This window comes from Lentzea indica, assembly GCF_012184385.1.
GTDB classification, from domain to species: domain Bacteria; phylum Actinomycetota; class Actinomycetes; order Mycobacteriales; family Pseudonocardiaceae; genus Lentzea; species Lentzea indica.
Window position 1 is genome coordinate 88304 of record NZ_VSRL01000003.1, and the last position, 16533, is coordinate 104836.

A 16533-nucleotide genomic window follows, 5' to 3' on the forward strand; every position below is an offset into this window, starting at 1 on the left:
CCCGTGGGTCCTAACGGTCGACCAGCGCCGCCGTCACCATGTCGATCAGCTCGTTGGCCTCGTCCGTCTGCCCCTGCGCCCCACGTGCCGTGGCGAGCTGTCGCTGTGCGCTCGTGGCGGTCCCGGCGTAGATGAAGAACGGCGTGGAGCGATCGCGAGCTCGAACGCTCTCCAGAAGCCGGAATCCTTCCTGCGGGCCTTCGGCGCGGCCCATGTCCGAGATGATGGCCGCGAAACGACGACCGTCCAGAACCTGCAACGCCTCTTCGGTGGACAAGACGAGCATGAACTTCAGACCGAAGGATTCGAACGCCTCGCGCTCGTACTCGTTGTACTCCGGATGGTCGTCGACCCACAGGACGCGTCGCTTCCAGTCCCCGTCGGTCAGTTGCCTGGTCGCCTCGGTGCCGCGGAGAACGCGCCCCGTCGCTTCGGTGGCGACGGACCGGAGTCCGCCGTCGAACGCGCCGAGGCTCGAGTCCTTCAGCACCTTCGCCGCGACCAGTGCGACAGCGCCTCCGACGAGCGTCTCCAGCTGCTCGACGGTGATGCTGGAGACTTTCGCATTGGGCGACGGAGCCGCGGCATCGCGGTGATCGACCAGCTCCTCCGCCCTGGCCGCGACTCGGCGCAGATTTCGCTCCCACACGTCGCCTTGCAGGATCGGTGGTAGTGCCTCATCTGGGAGAGATGCCTCGGCGAGGTACACGATGATCGGGATGCCTGCGCCCCAGAACGCCCCGAGTTCGGCGCCGCACCAGCTCGACGTGACGGACTTCTGGGTGGCCACGAAGATGCAGACCGAGCAGGTCTGGACGGCGGTGCGCAGCTGTTCGCGCAGCGACTCGCCGGTCTTGATCTCGGATGGTCGCCAGTACTGGACGTCCAGCCGGTCCAGCCAGTCCGTGACGTTCTCGAACTCGGGCTGGTTGTCGAAGGAATGGCTGATGAATACCGTCAGGGTCACCATCTCCCTCGTGGCGATCTGGTGGGAGGGTCCACGGTAGCGCCGGCAGGGTGGAGCTGGACCGCCGCCCGTGGGCCCACCGGTCGATTAGCGGTGTCGTCGGTATTGCAGCTCGACGATCCCGTTGCGAGAGGCGGCGCTGGAGACCAGGTCGAGCTGGTAGGCCTTGGGGATGCCGTCGAACATCCGAGTCCCTTCGCCCGCGACGTAGGGGAACAAACTCACCTGGAGCTCGTCGATCAGGTCGAGCCGCATGAGCGAACGCGAGAGGCCGACGGCGGCGAGCTGTCCATGGGCGCGGCAGCCGAGCGCCGTGCCCAGCCTGATCATGGCGACCACCCTGGCGCGCGTCCCAAGTCTCGGATTGAGTTGCATGCAGCCCGCGAGCTGATCAACACGGCCTGCTGGCACCCGTCGTAGCCGGAGCGGTGAACATGCCCTACGACGATCAGGCCGTGCGGTGGGTGCTGGCCTCGGCGCTGATCCGCGAACTGCGCGGCTGCACCATCGTTCCGTTCGAGGAGTTCGTACTTGCACCCGTGGGCTGACTGCATGTGGTTAGCACACGGTGACGTGCTGACACCATCAAAAAGAGGGCCCAGGTCGTGTGACCTGGGCCCTCGAGGTGGAGCGGGTGACGGGAATCGAACCCGCCTCTACAGCTTGGGAAGCTGTCGTTCTACCAATGAACTACACCCGCGAGCAGTGCGTCGCCGATCATACACAAGCCTGAGCTAGCCTGTCCGGGTGCTGCTGAGTGACCAGGATCTGCGCAAAGAGGTCGAGTCCGGCCGTCTCGTCCTCGACCCGTTCGACCTCGAGATGCTTCAGCCGTCGAGCATCGACGTGCGGCTGGACCGGTTCTTCCGGGTCTTCAACAACACGCGCTACACCCACATCGACCCCGCTCAACAGCAGGACGACCTGACGAGCCTGGTCGAGGCGGCGGAGGGTGAGCCGTTCGTGCTGCACCCCGGTGAGTTCGTGCTCGGCTCGACCTACGAGATGGTGACGCTGCCGGACGACCTGGCCGGGCGGCTGGAAGGCAAGTCCAGCCTCGGCAGGCTCGGCCTCCTGACCCACTCCACGGCCGGCTTCATCGACCCCGGCTTCTCCGGTCACATCACGCTGGAGCTGTCGAACGTCGCGAACCTGCCCATCACGTTGCACCCCGGCATGAAGATCGGGCAGCTGTGCCTGTTCAAGCTCTCGAGCCCGGCGGAGCACCCGTACGGCTCGAAGCGGGCCGGTAGCCGGTACCAGGGACAGCGTGGGCCCACGCCCAGCCGCGCCTACCTCAACTTCCACCGCACGGACACGCGCCGCTAGAAGCCGTAGCGGTCCAGCACGCGGCGGCGCAGGTCGGGGTCGGTACGGGGTACCGGCTCCAGGAAGATCTCGTCGAGGTCCGGGAACTCCATGCGCAGCTCCGCGGAGATGCGCACGCACGCGTTCTCCAGCTCGAAGGCCGTCAACGTGTCGTTGAAGTCGAGCCGCGCGCACAGCAGCACGCGGTCGGTGCCGATCAGCATCGTCAGCACGTCCACGACGGCCTCGACCTCCGGTACTTCCGCCAGCCGGCGCCAGATCGCCTTCACCATCACCGGGTCCGCCTGCCGTCCGATCAGCAGGCCGCGGTTGGTGCGGGCCAGGACATAGGCCACCAGAGCCAGCAACAGTCCGATCGCCAGCGACGCCAGGCCGTCCCACAGCGACGAGCCGGTGAGCTGGTGCAGGCCGAGGCCGGAGAATGCGAGCACCAGGCCGATCAGGGCGGCGGAGTCCTCGAGGAAAACCGTCTTCACGGTCGGGTCGTCCGAGACCCTCAAGAAGTCCCAGAACCCGCGGCCGTGTGCGGCGGCCTCGGAGCGGACCTGCCGGAACGCCTGGGTCCAGGAGACGGACTCCAGCAGAAAGGCCAGGCCGAGCACGATGTAGCCCACCAACGGCCGCGTCTGTTCCTCCGGTTCGCCGAAGACCGTGCGGAAGCCTTCGTAGAACGCGAACATCGCGCCCGAGGCGAAGATCGAGACGGCCGCCAGCAGCGACCAGAAGTACCGCTCCTTGCCGTAGCCGAACGGGTGGCGGCGGTCGGCGGGGCGGCCCGAGCGGCGCAGTGCGGTCAGCAGGAGTGCCTCGGTGAACGTGTCGGCGACCGAGTGCGCGGCTTCGGAGAGGATTGCCGCCGAACCGGTCAAAACGCCCGCAATGGCTTTGGTGATCGCGATGGCCAGGTTCACCAGCAGGGCGAGGACCACGGTCAGCGTGCTTTCGCCCGAACCCTGCGGCTTCTCGCTCATGACGATCAGCCTATGATTCCGCCACCGCGGTGACCTTCGACGCGCGCAGCGCCTGACCGTTACTGCATTCGAGTGACATTCGGAGGGTGGGGCAACATCAGGACGGTCTGCGGTGTCTTAAGGCTGGGATCTGCACCGGGGGACGCTGATCACCAGGGGGTAAGACGGAACGGCCCGCGTCCGGGAGAGACGCGGGCCGTTCTGCATGTCGGCGCAACCACCATCGTGGGACATCCGTTGTCGGAGTGACCGGCATCACGCAACGCCGGCCCTCGGTAATTCGACTCCTAAGTGGAGCAATCGAACGCTGGGGGATCAGTGAAGAACGTCTGCGCCGTCGCGATGACGGCAAGGTCGGCGACGAACCAGGTTTCGCCAGCGAGAAGGCCGTGAAGATCACCAAGTACGACGGCGGTGACCTCGTCGGTGAGTACACGACCGGCGACAAGGGCATGTACGTCGCCAGGGACCTGCCGGCCGGCAAGTACGCGTTCGTCGCCGTCGACTACTCGCAGCGCGGCCTGGCGTTGGTCAAGCCGGCGGGAACCCGGCCGATCGACTGGGCCACCGGCACGATCGAGATCACCGGTACCGACCTCACCGAGATCTGGCCGTTCGCACACCCGTTCGTCGGTCCTTTCAAGGACGCCGACCGCACGAACCAGGGCACGAACGTGAAGAAGCAGATCAAGGTCGTGGAGAAGGGCGCCACCACCGCGCCGTCGTCCTCGCAGACCGCCGCTCCGACCACCACCATCACGTCGGCCGTGGCCAAGGCGGGCAACAAGGCAGGTCTCGCGTCGACGGGTGCGTCGCCGCTGGGCTTCCTGGCGCTGGGCGCCGTGCTTCTCGCTGCCGGTGCCAGCGCGTTCTTCGTCGCGCGCCGTCGCCGTTCCTGACAACCGAAGTCCTTTGGGGGACAAGTGAAGAACGTCTTCGCCGTCGCGACGACGGCCGCCCTCGTGCTGACCGCGGCAGGCACTCCCGCCTTCGCGCAGGACGAGAAGATCGCGATCGAGGGACTGCTCTACCTCGACCGCAACGGCTCCAGGGCCCATGACGCCGGCGAGGTCGTGCTGGCGAACGAGCCGGGCACGATCGTCAAGGCCGAGTCCGGTGAGACCGTGGCCCAGTTCTCCACCGACGCGAACGGCAAGTACCGCGTGGAGAACCTGCCCGCGGGCACCTACCGCGTGGAGTTGGACGCCGCCATGAGGGACTTCCACTCACCCGTGAGTCCGAGGGAGCGCACCACCACGGGCGGTGTCGTCGACGTGCGGTTCTTCGGCGCGCACTTCTACGGTTTCTCGTTCCTGGACAAGAACGAGGACCGCGTCCGGCAGGCCGACGAGGAGCTTCTCAACCCCGGCACGCTCAACGGCAAGCCGCTGCCGATGCCGAACGACGAGGGCAAGTTCGACGTCGACGACCTCCGCGCAGGTGACTACACCTTCGTCGCGGCGGACTACACGGACAAGAAGTACCGGCTGGTCACCGAGTCCGAGGTCGACCGCGCGACCCGCACGGTGACCTTCAAGCTCGCGAAGTTCGCCAACTTCAAGACGGTCGACGTCCGCAACGTGCCGATCAAGGGAGACTTCGCGGCAGAGGTGCCGGTCCTGACTCCCTCCAAGGACACCTACGTCCTCGGCGACGCGGCCGACGTCGTCATCAAGATCTCCAACAAGGGCGAGGTCGCGGAGAAGCCTTCCTTCGTGCTGGCGAGCTATGACGCCGAGACGCTGTCCCACAGCGACAACGTGGTGGCGTACAACCACACCGGCTTCGAGTTCGAGTCGAAGGACCCGATCGCGCCCGGCAAGAGCATCGACGTGAAGCTCAGGATCAAGTTCACCACCACCAAGATCGAGAGCCTCCACGTCATCGTGCGGCCCAGCAAGTTCGGCAAGGACTCGTTCAAGGACAACGTGGCCGTCAAGCCGATCAAGGTCGTCGAGAAGGGCGCCACCACCGCGCCGTCGTCCTCGCAGACCGCTGCCCCGACCACCACGACCACTCCGGCGGTGGCCAAGGCCGGCAACAAGTCCGGCCTCGCGTCCACGGGCGCCTCGCCGCTGGGTTTCCTGGCACTGGGTGCGCTGCTGCTCGCGGCCGGTACCGGAGCGTTCTTCGTGGCGCGCCGCCGACGCTCCTGACCACTTAGGACCCGTCACGGTTAGTCTGCGGCATGGGCATCTTGGTGCATGTGCTGCTGACTGCCGTGGCGGTCTGGGTGTCGACCGCCCTTCCGGGCATCGACCTGGGCGAGGGCACCACCGGATCGAGAATCCTCACGCTGCTCGGCGTCGCGGTGATCTTCGGCCTGGTGAACGCGATCGTGAAGCCGCTCGTGAAGTTCTTCGGCTGCTTGTTCTACCTGGTCACCCTCGGCCTGATCGGGCTCGTGGTGAACGCGCTGCTGTTCATGCTCACCGGGTGGCTCGCCGAACTGCTGGACCTGCCGTTCCGCGTCGACGGCTTCTGGCCCGCGTTCTGGGGCGCGATCATCGTCGCCCTGACCGGCTGGGTGCTGAACGTGGTCTACGACAAGATCACCGACAAGGACTGACCCACGACACGAGAGAGGCCCTCGGTCCACACCGGACCGAGGGCCTTTCGCTTGCGTTGGATCAGACCTTGGACTTGTCCTGGTCCGGCAGCGGCGTGCCGGTCGGCACCTCGTCCGTCGGCGTGTCCTGCTTCTCGGTGCCGCGCTTCACGGACTCGAGCAGCATCTGCGCCACGTCCACGACCTCGACGTGCGCACCGGCCAGGCCGTCGGACTGACGCGCGGTCACACCGTCGGTCAGCATCACGCGGCAGAACGGACAGCCGGTCGCGATCTTCGACGGCGCGGTCGAGAGGGCCTCGTCCACGCGGTCGACGTTGATGCGCTTGCCGATCCGCTCTTCCATCCACATGCGAGCGCCACCGGCACCGCAGCACATGGAGCGTTCCTCGTGGCGCGGCATCTCGCGCAGCTTCGCGCCAGAGGCCCCGATGAGCTCACGTGGTGCCTCGTAGATCTTGTTGTGACGGCCCAGGTAGCACGGGTCGTGGTAGGTGACGTCCTCGGTGACCGGCGCGACCGGCACCAGGCGACGTTCGCGCACCAGCTTGTTCAGCAGCTGCGTGTGGTGCACGACCTCGTAGGTGCCACCGACCTGCGGGTACTCGTTCGCCAGCGTGTTGAAGCAGTGCGCACACGTCACGACGATCTTGCGCTGACCGACGGGCCGGTCCTCGAACACCGAGTTGAGCACCTCAACGTTCTGCTGCGCGAGCATCTGGAACAGGAACTCGTTGCCGGCGCGACGGGCCGGGTCACCGGTGCAGGTCTCCTCCGGGCCGAGCACCGTGTACTTGACGCCCGCGGTGTGCAGCAGCTCGGCCACGGCACGGGTGGTCTTCTTCGCGCGGTCCTCGAACGCACCGGCGCAGCCGACCCAGAACAGGTACTCCGCGTCGCCCAGCTCGCCGTCGAACACCGGCACCTCGAACTCGAGGCCGTCGGTCCACGCCAGGCGGTCCTTGGCGTTCTGGCCCCACGGGTTGCCCTTGTTCTCCAGGTTCTTGAACATGCCGCCGAGCTCGGTCGGGAAGTTCGACTCGATCAGCACCTGGTAGCGGCGCATGTCGACGATGTGGTCGACGTGCTCGATGTCGACGGGGCACTGCTCAACGCACGCGCCACAGGTGGTGCAGGACCACAGCACCTCGGGGTCGATGACGCCGAGCTCGTCGGGGCCGCCGACCAGCGGGCGCTCGGACTCGGCCATCGCCAGCACGTCGATCGACTCGAGGCGCTTCTTGTAGTCCTCGTACTTGTCCTCGGTCAGGCCGACCTCGTCACCGGCCATGTCGCGCGAGCCGCCCGCCAGCAGGTACGGCGCCTTGGCGAACGCGTGGTCACGCAGCTGCGTGATGACCAGCTTCGGGGACAACGGCTTGCCGGTGTTCCATGCGGGGCACTGCGACTGGCAGCGGCCGCACTCGGTGCAGGTGGAGAAGTCGAGCCAGCCCTTCCAGCTGAAGTCCTCGACCTTGCCGACGCCGAACACGTCCTTGTCGGGGTCGGCCTCCTCCAGGTCCAGGACTTTGCCGCCGGACATCATCGGCTTCAACGCGCCCAGGGCGACGCCGCCGTCGTCCTCGCGCTTGAAGTAGATGTTGAAGAACGCCGAGAACCGGTGCCAGGCAACGCCCATCGTGAGGTTCCGGCCGACGACGACCAGCCAGATCATGCCGCTGAGCAGCTTGACCAGTGCCATCACCGACACCCAGATCGGCGCGGCCGGCAGGATCTGCGCAAGCGGCTGCGTCACGAACGACGTCCACAGCGGAGCGACCTCCAGACCGCTCGACTGCTTGAACGCCTTGACCATCAGGATGCCGACACCCTCGATGATCACGACCGCCTCGACGAAGTAGGCGGACTTGAAGTCGGAGCCCTGGAAGCGGGAGACCCTGTCCGCGCGGCGCGGGTGGTTGCGCTGGCGGATGATCGCGAGCGCCACACCACCGACGACGGTGCCGAGGCCCAGCAGCTCGATCAGCAACAGCCAGATCGACCACGTGCCGATGATCGGCCAGTGGAAGTGCGGGTCGAACACCTCACCGTAGGCCTCGAACAGCACCGCGGAGCCGATGAGGAAGCCCCACATCACCATCCAGTGCCACGGGGCGACCGAGCGGAACTTCGCCATTCTGGTGTGCGCCACGAACTCGACGACCATCGTCTTCAGCCGCGGCCAGAACGGGCCCGTGCGGGTGCCGTCCGGCTGGCCGAGCCGGATGATCTTGATCATCTTCCAGACGCCAGCGACGAACACGCCCCAGGCGACGACGCTCACCGCAACGGCGACGAGTCCGAGAACCAGCTGGAGGGTCATGGCGGGAGTCTAGGCCACGTTACTGGTGAGTAACCACTTGGACGTGGCCGGTGTCTCCTCACGTACCGGTCAAGTATCCGGAAATTGATCAGAAACTTGTGGAACACTTGTTCCAGTAGTTGTGCTGAGCACCCGGAGGTCGCCGTGTTGTACCTGTATCTGGCTGCGGCGATCGTGGGAGAGATCGCCGCCACCGTGTCTTGAAGCTGTCCGATGGCTTCAGCAGAGCGTGGCCGTCGGCAGTCGTCGTCGTCGGTTACGTCATCGCCTTCACGGCGCTTTCGCGCGCGTTGAAGTTGGGTATGCCCGTGGGCGTCGCTTACGCCGTGTGGTCCGCGATCGGTGTCGCAGCCGTCGCGGTCATCGGCTGGAAGTTCCTCGGCGAAACCCTCAACCCCACGATGGTCATCGGGTTGGCTTTGATCATCGGAGGCGTGGTGACGCTCGAGCTCGGGAGGACGCACTGACCGCGGTAGCGACAGACGGGCGGAAAGCGCGCGGCGAGAAGAAGCGCCGCGCGATCGTCGAGGCCACGCTGCGGGTCATCGAACGGGACGGCGTCGCGGGTGTGACCCATCGCAGCGTGGCGCGGGAAGCGGGCGTGCCGACGACAGCACCGACCTACTACTTCGCGACGCTCGACGACCTGTTGATCGCCACGCTCCTGTGGGCGGCTGAAGAGTCGTGCGAGGAAATGCTGCAGACGGTGGCGCGCGGCGGCAGCGCGCGTGAGATCGCGGCGACGTTGGCGAAGGCGGTCAACGAGAACCGCGGCCGCACGCTCGCCGAATACGAACTGTACCTGCTGGCCGGCCGGCGTCCGGAGCTGAGGCCTGCCGCCCGCCGATGGCTCGACCAGGCGATGGAGATCGTGCGGCCGGCCGATCCGGTGGCCTTCAGGGCGCTCCTCGCCGCCGTGGACGGGCTGCTGATCCAGTGCCTGATCGCCGATGTTGCTCCGAACGAGGACGAGCTGGAGCCAATCGTGTCCTTCTTGATCTGCGGCCGCGACGATTCCACCTCAGCAACGAGGGAACAATGAAGGCATGAAGTTCGCGCGAGAGGTGTCCGGCATCAGCCACGGGGTGAGCCTCGGGCTGCTGGCAGCGCTCTACGTGCGCGACACCTTGGCGTTGTCGGTCGACACCGAGCCGCACGTGCCGGGCCTGGATCCGTCGCTGCCGGTGCAGGTGCCTCCCGGCGTCGACCGTGCCGCCGTGACGAGCGAGTGGCCTGGCTGGTGGGCCGACGCCCTGGACGCGTGCACACGGGGCGCCGAGCCGGTCATGCCGGAGGACGCGGAGGCGTTGCTGACCCGACCGGCCTGTCCGTGCCGCGGTGCTCGCCGTGAAGCCGGGCATCGAAGAGCTGCACCGGGTGCAGAGCCCCGCGGCGTTGCCGATCGGCGACGTGCTGCGCGGCATCGAGTCGCGGATCGGCAGGTGGGCGCAGAGCGTGGAGCTGCACATCGTCGAGGTGCCTGTCGACGGCCTGCTGTGGGAACGCATCGCGCCCGCGTACGTGCTGGCCTCGACGCGGTTCCTGAACGACCCCGCACGTACGGCTCCGGCCCTGCGCACGGTGCTGGAAGACCTCATCTGATCTTTGTGTCTTAATCAGGTAGGGACAGCCCCACCCTGCCTTCGGGGGCTGACTGCCGTGTAGCTGAGCGCCGCCACCTCTAGTTTTGTGCCCATGCTGAGGACGGCGTTGGTGGCGTTGCTGGTGGGGGCGGTGCTCTCCGCGTGCGGGATCCGCATCATGAAGTACGAGTTCCAGGACGACCACGTCGTCGCTGAGAAGTTCACGTCGGTGCGAGCGCGCACCGGTTCCGGCAACGTGTCGATCCGGTTCCAGCAGGGGCTGACCGAGACGAAGATCCACCGCAGGGTCGAGCACGAGAAGAACAACAAGCCGACGGGCCTCTCACACCGCGTCGAGGGCACCTCGCTGGTGCTGGACACCTGCGGGAACGACTGCACGGTGAACTACGAGATCCTCGTGCCGTCGGCGGACATCACCCTGCTGGGCGACGTGGGGTCCGGTGACCTGACCGCGGAGGGGCTGGCCTCGGTCGAGTACAAGACGGGCTCCGGCCGGATCGTCGTCCGCGACATCCCGGGGGACGTCAAGGCGACTGCCGGATCCGGTGACTTCGAGGCCACGAGGGTCGGCGGCGCGGTCACGGCCGATCTGCATTCCGGTCGCATCTCGTTGGACGCGGTGAAGGGCAAGATGCTGGTCAGCACCAGTTCCGGGGACATCGACGGCATCGCGCTGGACAACGAGGTGATCGCCGACGCCAGCTCGGGCCGGGTCGAGCTGACCTTCAGCTCCGCCAGGTCGGTGCGGGTCGACACCGGGTCCGGTGACGTCACCGTGAGGGTGCCAGGGGGCCCGTACAAGGTGAACGGATCGTCGGGTAACGGTGACCGCACGATCAACGTGCCGACCGACCCGTCGGCGTCGCTGGAACTCAGGCTGAGCACCGGGTCGGGGGACGTGAAGGTGCTCGGGATCTGAGTTCCACCAGGGGGAATGTGTCGAGGGCCACTCCACAAGGGGTGGCCCTCGACGCGTTCTGAGGGAACAACCAGACTTTCCCGGCCGTTGGTCGAGTCAGAAAGCTTGAGTCGAGTAGGCTCAAGGCTGAGCGAATGGCAAACTTGAGCCAGCAACGCTCAACAAGTACTAGCGGAAGGAACTCCAATGGCGCGTGCAGTCGGCATCGACTTGGGGACGACCAACTCCGTCGTCGCCGTTCTCGAGGGCGGTGAGCCGACGGTCATCGCCAACTCGGAGGGCTCGAGGACGACTCCGTCCATCGTCGCGTTCGCGAAGAACGGCGAGGTCCTCGTGGGTCAGCCCGCGAAGAACCAGGCCGTCACCAACGTCGACCGCACCATCCGTTCCGTCAAGCGGCACATCGGCACCAGCTGGAAGACCGATGAGATCGACGGCAAGCAGTACACCTCGCAGGAGATCAGCGCGCGCGTGCTGATGAAGCTCAAGCGCGACGCCGAGGCGTACCTGGGTGAGGAGATCACCGACGCCGTCATCACCGTCCCCGCCTACTTCGAGGACGCGCAGCGCCAGGCCACCAAGGAGGCCGGCCAGATCGCGGGCCTCAACGTGCTCCGCATCGTCAACGAGCCGACCTCGGCGGCCCTCGCCTACGGCCTCGACAAGGGCGAGAAGGAGCAGACCATCCTGGTCTTCGACCTCGGTGGCGGCACGTTCGACGTCTCGCTGCTCGAGCTCGGCGACGGCGTCGTCGAGGTCCGCGCGACCTCCGGTGACAACCACCTCGGTGGTGACGACTGGGACCAGCGCATCGTCGACTGGCTGGTGGACCGCTTCAAGCAGGCCAACAGCATCGACCTGACCAAGGACAAGATGGCCCTGCAGCGCATCCGTGAGGCTGCGGAGAAGGCCAAGATCGAGCTGTCCAGCTCGTCGCAGGCGTCCATCAACCTGCCGTACATCACGGTCGACGCCGACAAGAACCCGCTGTTCCTCGACGAGACGCTGTCGCGCGCCGAGTTCCAGCGGATCACGAACGACCTGCTCGAGCGCACCCGCGCGCCGTTCAACAACGTGATCAAGGACGCCAACATCTCCGTCGGCGACATCGACCACGTCGTGCTCGTCGGTGGCTCGACCCGCATGCCCGCCGTCGCGGAGCTCGTCAAGGAGCTGACCGGCGGCCGTGAGCCCAACAAGGGCGTGAACCCGGACGAGGTCGTCGCCGTCGGCGCCGCCCTGCAGGCCGGTGTCCTCAAGGGCGAGGTCAAGGACGTCCTGCTGCTCGACGTCACCCCGCTGTCCCTCGGCATCGAGACCAAGGGCGGCATCATGACCAAGCTGATCGAGCGCAACACCACGATCCCGACCAAGCGTTCCGAGACCTTCACGACGGCGGACGACAACCAGCCGTCCGTGCAGATCCAGGTCTTCCAGGGCGAGCGCGAGATCGCGGCGCACAACAAGAAGCTCGGCATGTTCGAGCTGACCGGCCTGCCCCCCGCCCCGCGCGGCGTGCCGCAGATCGAGGTCACCTTCGACATCGACGCGAACGGCATCGTCCACGTGTCGGCGAAGGACCTCGGCACCGGCAAGGAGCAGTCGATGACGATCACCGGTGGCTCCGCGCTGCCGAAGGACGACATCGACCGCATGGTCAAGGACGCGGAGGCCCACGCGGAGGAGGACAAGCGCCGCCGCGAGGAGGCCGAGGTCCGCAACCAGGCGGAGACCCTCGTGTACCAGACCGAGAAGGTCGTCAAGGAGAACGACGACAAGCTCCCGGCCGAGATCAAGGACAAGGTCAACGCCGCGATCGCCGAGGCGAACGAGGCGCTCAAGGGCACCGACATCAACGCCATCAAGACGGCGGTCGAGAAGCTCGCGACCGAGTCCCAGGCCATCGGCCAGGCGATCTACGCCAACGCTCCCGGTGCCGCTGGTGCCGAGGCTCCTGGTGCTGACGCGCCGGGTGCGGGTGCCGGCGCCGGTGCGAAGGCCGGCCAGGACGACGTCGTCGACGCCGAGATCGTGGACGAGGACGAGAAGAAGTGACCGAGCCGAGGCATGCCGCCCCTGACGAGGAGCAGCCTCAGGTAGTCGTGCACGACCGGCGCCGGATCGACCCCGAAACGGGTGAGGTCCGGGCGCCGGCCCACGATTCCGAGGAAGGCACTGCTCCGGCTGAGCCTTTGGTCGCAGAGGTCGTGGACGAGGTGGCCGCCGAGCTGAAGACCCAGCTCGACGAGCGCACCGCCGACCTCCAGCGGCTCACCGCCGAGTACGCGAACTACCGCAAGCGGGTGGAACGCGACAGGGAAGCGGTGATCAACAACGCGAAGGCGTCCGTGGCCGCCGAGCTGCTCTCGGTGCTGGACGACGTCGAGCGGGCCGCCGCACACGGCGACCTGACCGGCGCGTTCAAGGCGGTGGCGGACAAGCTCGTGTCCACGTTGCAGAAGACCGGCCTGGAGCCGTTCGCGCACGAGGGCGAGGCGTTCGACCCGTCGGTGCACGAGGCCGTGCAGCACAGCACGTCCCCGGACGTCGAGGGTCCGACGGTCACCGCCGTTCTGCGCCGCGGTTACACGTTCGGCGACAAGCTCGTCCGGCCCGCGCTCGTCGCGGTGACGGACCACGAGCCGGCGGCAAGTGCCGAGCCGGCTCAGGAAAGTTAGGGAGGAGGAGACGTCCGGTGAGTGCTAGGGACTGGATCGAAAAGGACTTCTACCGCGAGTTGGGCGTCTCCTCCGACGCGTCGGCGGACGAGATCAAGAAGGCGTACCGCAAGCTCGCCCGCGAGCTGCACCCCGACGCGAACCCCGGTGACGCCAAGGCGGAGTCCCGCTTCAAGGCGGTCTCCGAGGCCTACGGCGTGCTGTCGGACCCGGCCAAGCGCAAGCAGTACGACGAGGCCCGTCGCCTGTTCGCCGGCGGAGGTGGCTTTCCCGGCGGCTTCGGCTCCGGCGGCGGCTTCGACGTCAACGACCTGTTCGGCCGTGCCGCCCAGGGCACCGGTGGCGGAGGGCTGGGCGACCTGCTCGGCGGCCTGTTCAACCGGCGCGGCGGCGGGACGGCTGGTTCGACCACGCGTCCGCGTCGTGGTGAGGACGTCGAGACCGATGTCCGCATCGACTTCACCGAGGCGGTGAAGGGTGCGACGGTGCCGCTGCGCCTGTCGTCCCCCGCCGCCTGCACGACGTGCGGCGGCTCTGGCGCCAAGCCGGGCACCATGCCGCACGTCTGCGCGACCTGTTCGGGTTCCGGCCTGGTGACGCGATCGCAGGGCGCCTTCGCGTTCAGCGAGCCGTGCCGCGACTGCCGCGGCACCGGGCGGATCATCGACGACCCGTGCCCCGAGTGCGGTGGCGACGGCGTCAGCACCCGCACTCGCACGCTGACCGTGCGGATCCCGTCGGGCGTCGACGACGGCCAGCGGATTCGCCTTGCGGGACAAGGAGAGCCCGGTCGCAACGGCGGGCCTTCCGGTGACCTGTTCGTGCGCGTGCACGTCAACCCGCACAGCGTGTTCGGCCGTCAGGGCAACGACCTGACGCTGACGGCACCGATGACGTTCCCCGAGCTGGCGCTCGGCACGACGTTGACCGTGCCGACGCTGGACGGCAAGGTGACCTTGAAGGTGCCTGCCGGCACCGCCTCCGGGCGCGTGCTGCGGGCACGGGGCAAGGGGATCACGAAGCGGGACGGGACCGCGGGCGATCTCCTGATCACCCTGGAGGTCGCGGTGCCGAACAACCTGTCGTCCGAGGCCCGCAAGGCACTCGAGGGGTACGCGGACGTGACGAAGGACCACGACCCGCGCGGTGATCTGAACGCGCTGCTTGAAGGGCGGTGAGTTCCGGTGAGTTTCCCGTTCCCTCCTGGGACCGACGAGGACACGCCGTTCTTCGTGATCTCGGTGGCGGCACAGCTGTCGGGTCTGCACGCCCAGACACTGCGGTCCTACGACCGGATGGGTCTGGTGTCGCCCGGCCGCACGTCCGGTGGCGGCCGCCGCTACTCGATGCGTGACATCGTGCTGCTGCGCGAGGTTCAGCGCCTCTCGCAGGAGGAGGGCGTGAACCTCGCCGGCATCAAGCGGATCATCGAGCTGGAGAACCAGGTCGACGCTCTGCGCATGCGGGTCAACGAACTGACGCAGGAACTGGCGCAGGCGTTGGCGGCGGCCGATTCCACGGCCGCCGCCGTGCACGCCTCCTACCGGCGGGACCTGGTCCCGATCCGGCAGGAGACCGCGCTCGTCGTGTGGAAGCCCAAGCCCCGCAAGTGATTGCGTGCGGGTCGCGGCATTGCGGGTAGGTCGCTTTGTGTTGAGCGTGTCCCGGTTGCAAGCGCGGCGCGGCCTTTGTGGGGGTCGCCTTGTGGGCGGCGAGATTGCGGTTGCTTGGTTCCCTTGGGGGCTCTGCCCCCAAACCCCCCGGCAATCTGATCGGGGGTCCAGCGCCGGTCGCGGGTTGATGGCACGCCTGGCGCTTTGGGCGGCTTGCCGTTTCGTAGTTTGGTTGCGTTGGCGGTGGGGTCCCGTCACGAGTCTCGTGACGGGACCCCACCGCCTGGTTCGCTCGCTCAGGACTGGGCTTCTCGCCTTCGCTTGAATCTCACTGCTTGAAGTAGAACCCGGCCTCCAGATCCGCGAGCAGGCCGGGTTCTTTCGTTTCCCAGCCCAGCAACGCCTTGGTACGCGCACCGGACGTGGGTGCGTCACGCGCGACCATGTTCGCCAGCGGGCCGAAGTGCTCCTGTGCCCGTTCCACCGGGATGCTCGTGACCGGCACGTCCAGCTTCCGTCCGATGACCTCGGCGATCGCCCGCAGCGGCACGGCTTCCTCGGCCACCGCGTGCAGCACCGAGCCCGCGGGGGCCTTCTCGACGGCCAGGCGGTACAGCCGCGCTGCGTCCAGCGTGTGCGTGGCGGACCAGCGGTTCGTGCCGTCACCTGGATAGCCGGACACGCCCTTGGCGCGCGCGGTCCTGACCAGCAACGGGATGAAGCCCGCCGTGTCCAGTTCACTGTGGACGGTCGGTGGCAGCACGACGACCGCGCCACGCAGGTTCTGAGCATCGATGATCAGGTTGCGGGCGGTGCCCCGACTGTGGTCGTCAGGGACGCGCTCCTCTTCGGTGGCGGTGCGGCCCAAACCGGAGTACGACAGCGTGCCGCCGGTGCCGATCAGCGCCTTGCCGGTGCCGGAGAGTTCGTCGATGAACGCCCGGACGACTGCGAGGTCGGCGGCGGACGCGCGGCGTAGTTGCCGGCGAACATCTCGTCGTGCTTGAACGCCAGGTGGATCACCGCGTCCGCCTCGGCCGCGCCCTTGCGCAGCCCGTCGAGGTCGTCGAGATCGCCGCGCCGGACTCCGGCGCCGAGTTCGGCGAGCTTGGCGGCGGACGCGTCGGAGCGGGCCAGTCCGACGACCTCGTGGCCCGCCCGCACCAGTTCTGGGACGACAGCAGAGCCGACGTGACCGCTGGCGCCCGTGACGAAGACCTTCATGATCTGCACTCCAGAGTGATGGGACTTGGTCTCATCACCGTAGCAGAGTGATGAGACCAAGTCCCATCACTTAAGATGGCGGTCATGGGTCGATGGGAGCCGGACGCGCGGGAGCGGTTGGTGCGCGCCGCACTCGACCTGTTCTGCGAGCAGGGGTACGAGAACACGGCGGTCGCGCAGATCGCCGAACGCGCTGGCCTCACGAAGAGCACGTACTTCCGGCATTTCCGGGACAAGCGCGAGGTGTTGTTCGGCGGCCAGGACGAGCTGCTCGAGCTGCTCAGCGGGGGGATCGCCGGCGCGCCTGAGTCCGCTGGAGCGCTGGCGGCGGTCGAG

Annotated in this window: 17 protein-coding genes, 1 tRNA gene and 2 pseudogenes; 13 read left to right on the forward strand and 7 right to left on the reverse strand. The window is 67.4% G+C overall.

The window, feature by feature from the left end; all coding sequences use genetic code 11:
• Window positions 1-10: 10 nt before the first annotated feature.
• From FXN61_RS01715 to FXN61_RS01725, 3 genes are all read right to left on the reverse strand, one after another.
• The gene (locus FXN61_RS01715) at window positions 11-970 is read right to left on the reverse strand and encodes a TIR domain-containing protein (RefSeq protein WP_167969537.1); all 960 of its coding nucleotides are present in this window, start codon (window positions 968-970) and stop codon (window positions 11-13) included.
• Between the two features lie 84 nt (window positions 971-1054).
• Complete coding sequence (locus FXN61_RS01720) at window positions 1055-1297, reverse strand: dihydrofolate reductase family protein (RefSeq protein ID WP_223165278.1); 243 nt, start codon at window positions 1295-1297, stop codon at window positions 1055-1057.
• Window positions 1298-1593: 296 nt separating this feature from the next.
• Window positions 1594-1667, reverse strand: a tRNA-Gly gene (locus FXN61_RS01725).
• Window positions 1668-1714: 47 nt separating this feature from the next.
• Here FXN61_RS01725 and dcd point away from each other — a divergent pair.
• A complete protein-coding gene (dcd, locus tag FXN61_RS01730; RefSeq protein WP_167969539.1) occupies window positions 1715-2296 on the forward strand; it encodes a dCTP deaminase in 582 nt (193 codons plus the stop codon).
• Here dcd and FXN61_RS01735 read toward each other — a convergent pair.
• Entirely contained in the window at window positions 2293-3267 is a 975-nt protein-coding gene (locus tag FXN61_RS01735; RefSeq protein ID WP_167969541.1) for a cation diffusion facilitator family transporter, read from the reverse strand. The genes dcd and FXN61_RS01735 overlap by 4 nt on opposite strands.
• A 389-nt stretch (window positions 3268-3656) precedes the next feature.
• Between FXN61_RS01735 and FXN61_RS01740 the strand changes: the two genes are divergently transcribed.
• The 3 genes from FXN61_RS01740 to FXN61_RS01750 are packed head-to-tail and all read left to right on the forward strand — an operon-like array spanning window position 3657 to window position 5836.
• A complete protein-coding gene (locus FXN61_RS01740; protein WP_167969543.1) occupies window positions 3657-4166 on the forward strand; it encodes an LPXTG cell wall anchor domain-containing protein in 510 nt (169 codons plus the stop codon).
• Window positions 4167-4190: 24 nt separating this feature from the next.
• Window positions 4191-5423: an LPXTG cell wall anchor domain-containing protein gene (locus tag FXN61_RS01745; protein ID WP_167969545.1), complete on the forward strand. Its 1233-nt coding sequence runs from the start codon at window positions 4191-4193 to the stop codon at window positions 5421-5423.
• 32 nt (window positions 5424-5455) lie between these two features.
• Window positions 5456-5836: a phage holin family protein gene (locus tag FXN61_RS01750; protein WP_167969547.1), complete on the forward strand. Its 381-nt coding sequence runs from the start codon at window positions 5456-5458 to the stop codon at window positions 5834-5836.
• A gap of 61 nt (window positions 5837-5897) precedes the next feature.
• Here FXN61_RS01750 and FXN61_RS01755 read toward each other — a convergent pair whose 3' ends face one another.
• Window positions 5898-8159 carry a (Fe-S)-binding protein gene (locus FXN61_RS01755; RefSeq protein WP_167969549.1) on the reverse strand — a complete coding sequence of 754 codons (2262 nt, stop codon included), beginning with the start codon at window positions 8157-8159 and terminating at the stop codon, window positions 5898-5900.
• A gap of 144 nt (window positions 8160-8303) precedes the next feature.
• Here FXN61_RS01755 and FXN61_RS01760 point away from each other — a divergent pair.
• Window positions 8304-8626: pseudogene (locus FXN61_RS01760) on the forward strand (DMT family transporter).
• Window positions 8623-9201, forward strand: coding sequence for a TetR/AcrR family transcriptional regulator (locus FXN61_RS01765; protein ID WP_167969580.1), 579 nt, complete (start codon window positions 8623-8625; stop codon window positions 9199-9201). The pseudogene FXN61_RS01760 and the gene FXN61_RS01765 overlap by 4 nt, the downstream one beginning before the upstream one ends.
• Window positions 9202-9270: 69 nt before the next feature.
• Here FXN61_RS01765 and FXN61_RS51385 read toward each other — a convergent pair whose 3' ends face one another.
• The gene (locus FXN61_RS51385; protein WP_246290553.1) at window positions 9271-9447 is read right to left on the reverse strand and encodes a hypothetical protein; all 177 of its coding nucleotides are present in this window, start codon (window positions 9445-9447) and stop codon (window positions 9271-9273) included.
• A 59-nt stretch (window positions 9448-9506) separates the two neighbouring features.
• Here FXN61_RS51385 and FXN61_RS51390 point away from each other — a divergent pair, with 59 nt between their 5' ends.
• The 6 genes from FXN61_RS51390 (at window position 9507) to FXN61_RS01795 (ending at window position 14973) form a co-directional block, all read left to right on the forward strand.
• Window positions 9507-9761, forward strand: a complete 255-nt coding sequence (locus FXN61_RS51390; protein ID WP_246290554.1) for a hypothetical protein — start codon at window positions 9507-9509, stop codon at window positions 9759-9761.
• Between the two features lie 93 nt (window positions 9762-9854).
• Complete coding sequence (locus tag FXN61_RS01775; RefSeq protein WP_167969551.1) at window positions 9855-10682, forward strand: DUF4097 family beta strand repeat-containing protein; 828 nt, start codon at window positions 9855-9857, stop codon at window positions 10680-10682.
• A gap of 186 nt (window positions 10683-10868) precedes the next feature.
• On the forward strand, window positions 10869-12737 hold the full coding sequence (dnaK, locus tag FXN61_RS01780; protein WP_167969553.1) for a molecular chaperone DnaK: 1869 nt from the start codon (window positions 10869-10871) through the stop codon (window positions 12735-12737).
• Window positions 12734-13360, forward strand: coding sequence for a nucleotide exchange factor GrpE (grpE, locus tag FXN61_RS01785; RefSeq protein WP_167969555.1), 627 nt, complete (start codon window positions 12734-12736; stop codon window positions 13358-13360). Before dnaK ends, grpE begins: the two co-directional genes overlap by 4 nt.
• 17 nt (window positions 13361-13377) lie before the next feature.
• A complete protein-coding gene (gene dnaJ / locus FXN61_RS01790; RefSeq protein ID WP_167969557.1) occupies window positions 13378-14538 on the forward strand; it encodes a molecular chaperone DnaJ in 1161 nt (386 codons plus the stop codon).
• A 6-nt stretch (window positions 14539-14544) separates the two neighbouring features.
• Complete coding sequence (locus tag FXN61_RS01795) at window positions 14545-14973, forward strand: heat shock protein transcriptional repressor HspR (RefSeq protein ID WP_167969559.1); 429 nt, start codon at window positions 14545-14547, stop codon at window positions 14971-14973.
• Between the two features lie 328 nt (window positions 14974-15301).
• On the opposite strand, the pseudogene FXN61_RS01800 reads toward FXN61_RS01795, so the two are convergent.
• Window positions 15302-16197 (reverse strand): annotated as a pseudogene (locus FXN61_RS01800) (SDR family oxidoreductase).
• An 84-nt stretch (window positions 16198-16281) separates the two neighbouring features.
• Between FXN61_RS01800 and FXN61_RS01805 the strand changes: the two are divergent.
• Window positions 16282-16533, forward strand: a 252-nt coding sequence (locus FXN61_RS01805) for a TetR/AcrR family transcriptional regulator (RefSeq protein ID WP_167969561.1), incomplete at its 3' end; no start/stop codon positions are given.